This is a genomic window from Bradyrhizobium sp. ORS 375, from assembly GCF_000239775.1.
Taxonomy (GTDB): Bacteria; Pseudomonadota; Alphaproteobacteria; order Rhizobiales; family Xanthobacteraceae; genus Bradyrhizobium.
This window is the reverse complement of record NZ_CAFI01000220.1, coordinates 1-7,478: the sequence shown is the minus strand read 5'-3', so window position 1 is coordinate 7,478 and position 7,478 is coordinate 1. Positions and strand designations below refer to the sequence as shown.

Genomic DNA, 7,478 nt, shown 5'->3' with positions numbered 1-7,478 from the left:
GCCGAGCTCGGCCAGCGCGTCCGCCGCATGCGCCTCGATCTCGAACCAGATCTTGAACCGGGTCTGCGGTTCCCAGATCGAGGCCATTTCGGGACGGGTATAGCGGGGGATCATCGACGGCTCTCCAGGCGGGAGGGAAGGTGGGCGGACCATCGCGGTCGCGCCAGCATTTTACGCCGCGCTTTACCAGAGCCGCCGGGGCGACACAAACGGCGGGTTTTCGGCCACCGGTAACGAGTTTCGATGTATTATAATACCAATTTCTAAAATCGTGCTGACAGATATTGAAATCTGTCAGCGCGATGGTGTATGTTGTGTTCATGATCAATTAGCACTGTCTGACCTCTGGGGTTCAGCGGCTTCACCTGCGAAGGACCGCTTCGATGAAGATTGAAAAGCGATTGCTACACTCACAATTTCAGAACTGGCTGAATCTCCAGGTTGCCCGTCACCTGGAGGCGCAAGCCGCCAAATTTCGCGCGCCGTCTGCCGAATTGGCTGAGCCGATCCAGATCAAGGCGCACACGACGGACGCCGATATGGTGCACGCATGAATGAGGCCGTGGTTCTGACATCCGAGCGCATCCTCGAAGTCACCGAGGACGTGTTGCGCCGTTACGGGCTCGCCAAAGCGACGGTCGTCGACGTCGCGAGAGCGCTCGATGTCAGCCACGGCTCCGTCTACCGGCACTTTCCGAGCAAGGCGTCGCTGCGCGAGGCGGTAGCCAAACGCTGGCTCGAACGCGTCAGCAAGCCGTTGGCGCAGATCGCCGCGGAGCCGGGTCCGGCGCCCGTGAAGCTGGAGCGCTGGCTCCGCGAGCTGTTCGACGCCAAGCACAAGCGGGTCTGCGAAGACCCGGAAATGTTCGCGACCTACCTGACCCTGGCGCGCGAGGCCTGCTCGGTGGTCAAGGCGCACAAGCAGGACCTGATCGCCCAGGTCGAGGGCATCATCGCCGAGGGCGTCGCCCAAGGCGCGTTCGACGTCGCCGATCCCAAGATCGCGGCTGCCGCGATCTTCGATGCGACGCGCAGCTTCCACCACCCCGCCCACGCTGACGAATGGGCCGATTGCACCTGCTCGACCCGTGTCGACGCCGTGCTGACCCTGTTGTTGCGCGGGCTGGCGGCGCGTTAGCTGCGCGTAGATGGGGTAACGGGCGGACCACCCGAGCGTCCCGCTCGCTGCGGCGCGATTTATAAGCGCGCTCGCGAGACGCTCGGGTGGTCCGCCCGTTACCCCATCGGACGGGCTAGTGCGGGCGCCGTTAGCCGTGTGGCGACACTGTCTCACCACGTCATTGCGAGCGTAGCGAAGCAATCCAGGGTGGTGGGCGGGACTCCGGATTGCTTCGCTGCGCTCGCAATGACGAGTGGAGAAAGCTTGCTCGCCCATGAGCAGCCTGCGGGGATGAGCTGTACTACAGATCCGTCAGGCCGCTGGTGACCGCGAGGCGCACCAATTGCGCATCCGTCTGCATCCCCGTCTTCGCCTTCACCAGATAATGATAATTCTGCACCGTCTTGACGCTGAGATGCAGGTTAGCGGCGATCTGCTCCGTGGTCAGGCCCGACGCGAGCTGGCGCAGAATCTCGATTTCCCGTTCGCCGAGCCGGTCGAGTACCGTGCGAACAGGATCGAGGCTGTCCGCGGCCAGCACATGGGCGACGTCGTCGCTCAGCGCACGCTCGCCGCGGATCACCATCCGGATGGCGCGCACCAGCGACGAGGGCTCGCTGCTCTTGGTGACGAAGCCGCTCGCGCCGGCGGCGAACGCCGCCTTCACCAGCGGCGCTTCGCCATGCATCGAGAACACCAGTATGCAGGCGCGGTTGTCGCGGGCGCGGATGTTGCGGATGGCCTCGAGGCCGCTGGCACCCTTCATCGAGATGTCGAGCACGACCACGTCGGGCGCGTGCGCCTTGAACGCGGCATAAGCGGCCGCGGCGCTGTCGGCTTCGGCGATGACGCGAAAGCCGTCCTGGCTCTCCAGCACGCGGCGATAGCCCTGGCGCACGACCGGGTGATCGTCGACCAGCAGAATCGAGATGCCGGGCTCGGCCATGTCTCAGGCCGCCAGCGGGATCGTGGCTGACACGCTGAGTCCGCGCGCCGCGGGTTCGATCGAGAGCGAGCCACCAACCGCAGCGATGCGCTCGCGGATGCCGGTCAGGCCGAAACCGCCGGACTGAGTGAGCTGCGCCGCGTCGCCGCCGCCATCATCCTCCACGGAGATCACCAGCGCGCTCTCCGGTCCGGAGCGCCGCTCGACGCGCAGCGACACCTCGCGTGCGTCGGTGTGGCGCAGCGCGTTGGTCAGGCATTCCTGCGCCATGCGATAGGCGGTGACTGCGACCGGTCCCTGGATGTCGGCGAGATCGCCATGCAGGTCGAGCCGGATCGCAGGGCGCGCGGCATGCTGATAGTTCTGCGTCAGCGCGACGAGGCCGGCTTCGAGCCCGAGCTCCTCGGCGAGCGGCCGGCGCAACCGGCTCAACGTGCCGCGCAGGCAGGCCATCAGATGGCTGACGGATTGCGTGATCATCCGCGCATCCTGTGCCACCTGATCGTTGCGCTCCTTGCCGGCGCTCTCGATCGTCGAGGCAAACGCAAGGATTGCGGTGAGGTTCTGGCCGAACTCGTCGTGCAGCTCGCGGGCGAGCGCGCGCCGCTCCTCGTCGCGGATGTCGAGCAGGCGCTCGGTCAAGGCTGCGCGCTGCTCGTTGGCCTGGGCCAGCCGATCGCCGAGCTCGCCGACGGCGCGGCCGATCATGGCAAGCTCCATCGAGCGGAAGCTCGGCAGCGCTGGTCGGTGCTCACCCTCGGCCATGCGCTGCAGCGCGGAGACGATGCTACGCGCCGGCGCCAGTGCATGCGCGATGGCCAGTGAGGCCAGCACGCCGATCGCCACCGCCATGGCCAGCGCCACCCCAAAGCTGTCCTGGATGCGCTGCCAGGCGAGCTGGATCGCAGCGTCGGGATCGGCGATCGCGGAGACGGTTCCCGCCGTCGTGGCGCGGGCGCTGATCGCCTGCGCGACCGCGGCGTGGTCGCCGAGGATCGTTTCCACCAAGCCTGAGAACCAGCGCGGCGGCGACTCGCCGAGGCCCTTGCTCTGGCCGCACAGCGGCTTCTCGAAGGCGGCCTCCGGCTTGAACTGCACACAGATGCCCGGCGCGATCAGCTTCATCGTCTCGGTCGTGCGCCAGTCGGGCACCGGCAGCAGATGGTCGCGCGTCCGGTTGCTGCGCAACAGCAGCTCGCGCCAATACAGCGCCTCCAGCGCTTGCGACACGCGATCGGCGCTCGCAGCCGTGGCGCGGTCGACGCTGCGATAGGCATCGACCGTGACCCAGACCGCCGCGGCGGCGAGGCACAGCATCACGATCAGCGCAAGCCGCGCGATCAGCTGGAGCACAAGGCGCATGCAATCCTCCACGGGGTCTGCCGAAGCGTAACAACGGGCCGGTGCGTCGCCAAGCGAATGCACCGCAACAAGCGGCAGGTTGGGAAATTTTCCCGAGAGCCCCGAGGCAGATGTCTTTGGACGCTGTTCCGCCGCTCTGCTTAACTTGGCTGCGAAAGCGCCGGACGAAACGGCCGCATCGGGGAGTGCCTGCATGAGCGTGGTCAGCAATACCGACCGAGTGGAACCCACGCGTGATCCCGCCGAGCGCGGCCCGCTGCTGCTCTGGATGATCTTCACCGGGCTGACCGTGTTCGCCGCCGTGGTGCTGGCCCGCTACGGTTATTTCCATCTGATGGTCGCCTCCGACCGCACCTACCTCTCCAGCGTCATCGCCGTGCTCTATGTCGCGACCTGCTGTCACTGCTTCTGGCGCACGCGCGCCATTGCGCGCGAGGCCGATGCCGCCAGGCGCTGCCGCGCCATCCTGATCGGCCTCGACGCCGAGCGCGCGCTCGAGCCGGATGCGCAATTGCTGCCGAAAGGACTCGTCACCAACCACATCAAGAGCCTCGTCACCAAGGCCAGGACACAAGGGGCAGGGCGGCTCGACCAGACGCTGCTGCTGCGCACGCTGGCCGACCGGCTGCGCGGCTCCAACGGCTTCGGCGGCTTTGCCTCGGACACGCTGATGAAGCTCGGCCTGCTCGGCACCATCATCGGCTTCATCATCATGCTGGCGCCGATCGCCGGCCTCGACGTCAACGACAAGCTGGCGATGAAATCCTCGATGGGCCTGATGAGCGACGGCATGGCGGTGGCGATGTACACCACGCTCGCAGGCCTCGTCGGCTCGATCCTGGTGCGCATCCAGTACTACATGCTCGATGCCGCGACGGGGCGCGTGTTCTCCGACGCCGTCATGCTCACGGAAACGCGGGTGACGCCGCGGCTCGAGCGTGCCATGGAACGCGCGATGGAGCGCGCGGAGCAGGGCGCATGATGGACGATTTCGGGCTCTATCCGCGCGAGGAGCAGTTCGATCCGTTCAGCGTCATGCTGTTTAAGGCGTTGCAGATCGTCGCGTTCTTCTTCTTCATCGCCGTGCTCGCGATCTCGCCCGACGCCAAGGACGGTAAGGTCGACAGCAAGGCCGAGTTCCTGATCACGATGGACTGGCCGGACAATCATCCCGACGATCTCGACCTGTTCGTGCAGGATCCCGTCGGCAACATCGCCTGGTACCGGCATCGCGAGGCCGGCTTCCTCACGCTCGACCGCGACGACCGCGGCGGCGCCAACGATTTCATCCTGGTCAATGGGTTGAAGATCCCGTCGCCGATCCGCGAGGAGATCGTGACCATCCGGGGCATCGTCGCCGGCGAATACACCGTCAACATCTCGCATTTCCAGAACGTCAGCGGCGCGCCCGTCGAGGCCAAGGTGAAGGTGCAGAAGCTCAACCCGACCGCGCAGGTGATCTTCGACGACAAGGTCGTGATGGACCATTCCGGCGACGAGAAGACCGCGCTGCGCTTCAAGCTGGATGCCACGGGCAAAGTGATCGACGTGCAGCGCCGGCCGAAATCGCTGCTGGAGACCTTTCGGAATGTCCGCGCCAACGGCGCCGACCTCGATCCCAAGACCGGCGTCAGGATGATCAGGCGATGATGAGCAGCCTCCAGACCGTCATCGTCACGCTATCCGTGTGCTACGCGCTGATCGGCGCGCTGCTGTTGCTGGTGCTGGTCTATGCGCGGCTGCCATGGCCCGTGAAGGCGATCGCGGTCGTCGTCACCAGCGCGTTCTATGTCGGCAGCTTCGTCGGTGCGCGCGGCCTGCTCGGCTGGGCCAGCATCGACCGGCTGCCGAAGGCCTTCAAGGTGCTGCAGGTGCGGATCGTCGATCCGCACAGCGTCGAGGGCGATCCCGGTGCGGTCTATCTGTGGGTCGAGCGGCTCGACGACGACAACCGGCCGAGCGGCGTGCCGCGCGCCTATCGGATTCCCTACAGCGACACGCTCGCCGAAAAAGCGCAGCACGCCGCCGATCAGATCGCCGCCGGCCATCTGCAGGGCGGCCGCGCCGCCGATTTCGGCACCGGCGACGGCGGCATCATCGACGCCGCGCGCGAATACATCCTGCCCAAGACCATCATCGAGACCGCCGGCGGCGATCCCTCCACCGGCGAGTTCAAGGCAGCGAAGAATGCCGGCGACGGCGTCTCCTTCACCCCGCTGCTGCCGCCGCGCATGCCGCCGAAGGACGAGCAGTGAGGGATCGATGCGGAAGAGATGTCCATGGACAGCCGATGACACACCGTCATTGCGAGGAGCGAAGCGACGAAGCAATCCAGAGTCCCAACCCGGCCCCTGGATTGCTTCGCTACGCTCACAATGACTGCGGAGAATGACTGCGGCGCAAGCGGTGAAATTGCCAATTTCGTTTGATCAAGCTAGGCTCAGGATCATTCGTTGATCCACCCGAATGCGCGTTTCATTTGCTGATTGAATCTCGAGGGAGCATTGCCGTGCGCAAGCTGACGATCGCGCTCGCCGTTGCGTTGCTGTGGCCGACCGGACCGGCCCTGGCCTGGTGGGACGAAGGCCACATGCAGATCGCGTATCTGGCCTACAAGAAGCTGTCTCCGGCGGCGAGAGACAGGGCCGACGCTCTGCTCAAGCTCAATCCCGACTACGCGAGCTGGATCGCCGGCGCGCCTGCGGGGCAGGAGAAGCTCTACGCCTTCGTGCACGCGGCGACCTGGCCCGACGACATCAAGATGAAGCCGGACTATTATGACGACCAGGTGACGGATTCGACGGCGAAGCAGCTCGTGCCGTACGGCCATCTCAAGCACGCCTACTGGCACTACAAGGACACGCTGGTCTCGGCCGACGATACGCCGCTGCCGCGGCCGGATGCGGTCGACGCGGTGTCGCAGCTCAAGCTGATGATCGCCAAGCTGCCCGCAAACACCGACGCTTCGGAGGCCCTGCGGTCGTACAGTCTGAGCTGGACGATCCACCTCGTCGGAGACCTGCACCAGCCGCTGCACGCCGTCGCGCGCTATTCGGCCGCGCTTCCCGACAAGGGCGGCGACCGCGGCGGCAACGAGTTGCAGGTCGTCGCCGCCAACGGCGAGACGCAGAATCTGCACGCTTATTGGGACGGCATCTTCGGCGGCTATTCCACGGTGTTCGGCGCGATCTTCGATGCCGACCAGCGCGGCGGCCTGTCGACTGTCACGCCCGATGCCGGCAAGGCGCAGATCATCGACCCCGCGGTCTGGGCGCAGGAAAGCTTCGACCTCGCCAAGACCGTCGCCTACGCCCCGCCGGTGCGCGCCGACAAGCAGCCGGTCGAACTCACGCGCGAGTACGAGACCAACGCCCGCGATCTCGCCCGCAAGCAGGCCGCGCTCGCCGCCGCGCGGCTCGCCAACCTGCTCGAGGTGCTGCTGCGGTAGAGCCGCCTGCGTCTCACGGCGCCCGCGTCGGCCGGACGACGATCTCGTTGACGTCGACATCGTCGGGTTGCGTGATGGCATAGCGCACGGCGCGGCCGATCGCGTCCGGCTGCAGGGCAATCGCGCGGTAGCTGCGCATCATCTCGGCTGCGGTCTCGTCGGTGATGGTGCTGGCCAGTTCGCTTTCCACCACGCCCGGATGGATGCAGGTGACGCGCAGCTTCGCATTTTCCTGCCGGAGCCCGTCCGAGATCGCCCGCACGGCGTGCTTGGTCGCGCAGTAGACGGCGGCCGTCGGCACGACCTGCAGAGCGCCGATCGAGGCGATGTTGACGATGTGTCCGGAGCCGCGGGCCAGCATGCCGGGCAACACCGCCGCGATGCCGTTGAGCACGCCCTTGATGTTGACGTCGACCATGCGATCCCATTCGTCGACCTTCATCGCGGCCATCGGCGACAGCGGCATGATGCCGGCATTGTTGATCATGACGTCCACGTGCCCCCAGAAGGCGCGCGCAGCCTCGGCAAAGGCCGCGACGTCAGCGCGGCTGGTCACATCCAGCGCCCGAACCTCGGCGGTTCCGCCGGCCGCGCGCAACTCG

General features: G+C 66.2%; 9 protein-coding genes. 6 read left to right on the top strand and 3 right to left on the bottom strand.

Annotated elements, in window-relative coordinates; all coding sequences use genetic code 11:
* Positions 1-383 precede the first annotated feature (383 nt).
* The gene (locus tag BRAO375_RS38080; protein WP_009028956.1) at positions 384-554 is read left to right on the top strand and encodes a hypothetical protein; all 171 of its coding nucleotides are present in this window, start codon (positions 384-386) and stop codon (positions 552-554) included.
* The gene (locus tag BRAO375_RS18355) at positions 551-1,138 is read left to right on the top strand and encodes a TetR/AcrR family transcriptional regulator (RefSeq protein ID WP_009028955.1); all 588 of its coding nucleotides are present in this window, start codon (positions 551-553) and stop codon (positions 1,136-1,138) included. Before BRAO375_RS38080 ends, BRAO375_RS18355 begins: the two co-directional genes overlap by 4 nt.
* A gap of 283 nt (positions 1,139-1,421) precedes the next feature.
* Here the strand turns inward: BRAO375_RS18355 and BRAO375_RS18350 are convergent, their stop codons facing one another.
* Positions 1,422-2,066: a response regulator gene (locus BRAO375_RS18350; protein ID WP_009028953.1), complete on the bottom strand. Its 645-nt coding sequence runs from the start codon at positions 2,064-2,066 to the stop codon at positions 1,422-1,424.
* Positions 2,067-2,069: 3 nt separating this feature from the next.
* On the bottom strand, positions 2,070-3,428 hold the full coding sequence (locus BRAO375_RS18345) for a sensor histidine kinase (RefSeq protein WP_009028952.1): 1,359 nt from the start codon (positions 3,426-3,428) through the stop codon (positions 2,070-2,072).
* Positions 3,429-3,621: 193 nt separating this feature from the next.
* Here BRAO375_RS18345 and BRAO375_RS18340 point away from each other — a divergent pair, with 193 nt between their 5' ends.
* The 4 genes from BRAO375_RS18340 to BRAO375_RS18325 all read left to right on the top strand — a co-directional run bounded on the left by BRAO375_RS18340 (position 3,622) and on the right by BRAO375_RS18325 (position 6,876).
* Positions 3,622-4,410, top strand: a complete 789-nt coding sequence (locus BRAO375_RS18340; protein ID WP_009028951.1) for a MotA/TolQ/ExbB proton channel family protein — start codon at positions 3,622-3,624, stop codon at positions 4,408-4,410.
* Positions 4,407-5,078, top strand: coding sequence for a hypothetical protein (locus BRAO375_RS18335; protein WP_009028950.1), 672 nt, complete (start codon positions 4,407-4,409; stop codon positions 5,076-5,078). Before BRAO375_RS18340 ends, BRAO375_RS18335 begins: the two co-directional genes overlap by 4 nt.
* Positions 5,075-5,683, top strand: coding sequence for a hypothetical protein (locus tag BRAO375_RS18330; protein WP_009028949.1), 609 nt, complete (start codon positions 5,075-5,077; stop codon positions 5,681-5,683). Before BRAO375_RS18335 ends, BRAO375_RS18330 begins: the two co-directional genes overlap by 4 nt.
* 254 nt (positions 5,684-5,937) lie before the next feature.
* Positions 5,938-6,876: a S1/P1 nuclease gene (locus BRAO375_RS18325; protein ID WP_009028948.1), complete on the top strand. Its 939-nt coding sequence runs from the start codon at positions 5,938-5,940 to the stop codon at positions 6,874-6,876.
* A 13-nt stretch (positions 6,877-6,889) separates the two neighbouring features.
* Here BRAO375_RS18325 and BRAO375_RS18320 read toward each other — a convergent pair.
* Positions 6,890-7,478: SDR family oxidoreductase (locus BRAO375_RS18320; RefSeq protein ID WP_035640996.1), on the bottom strand; the 589-nt coding region annotated here is incomplete at its 5' end.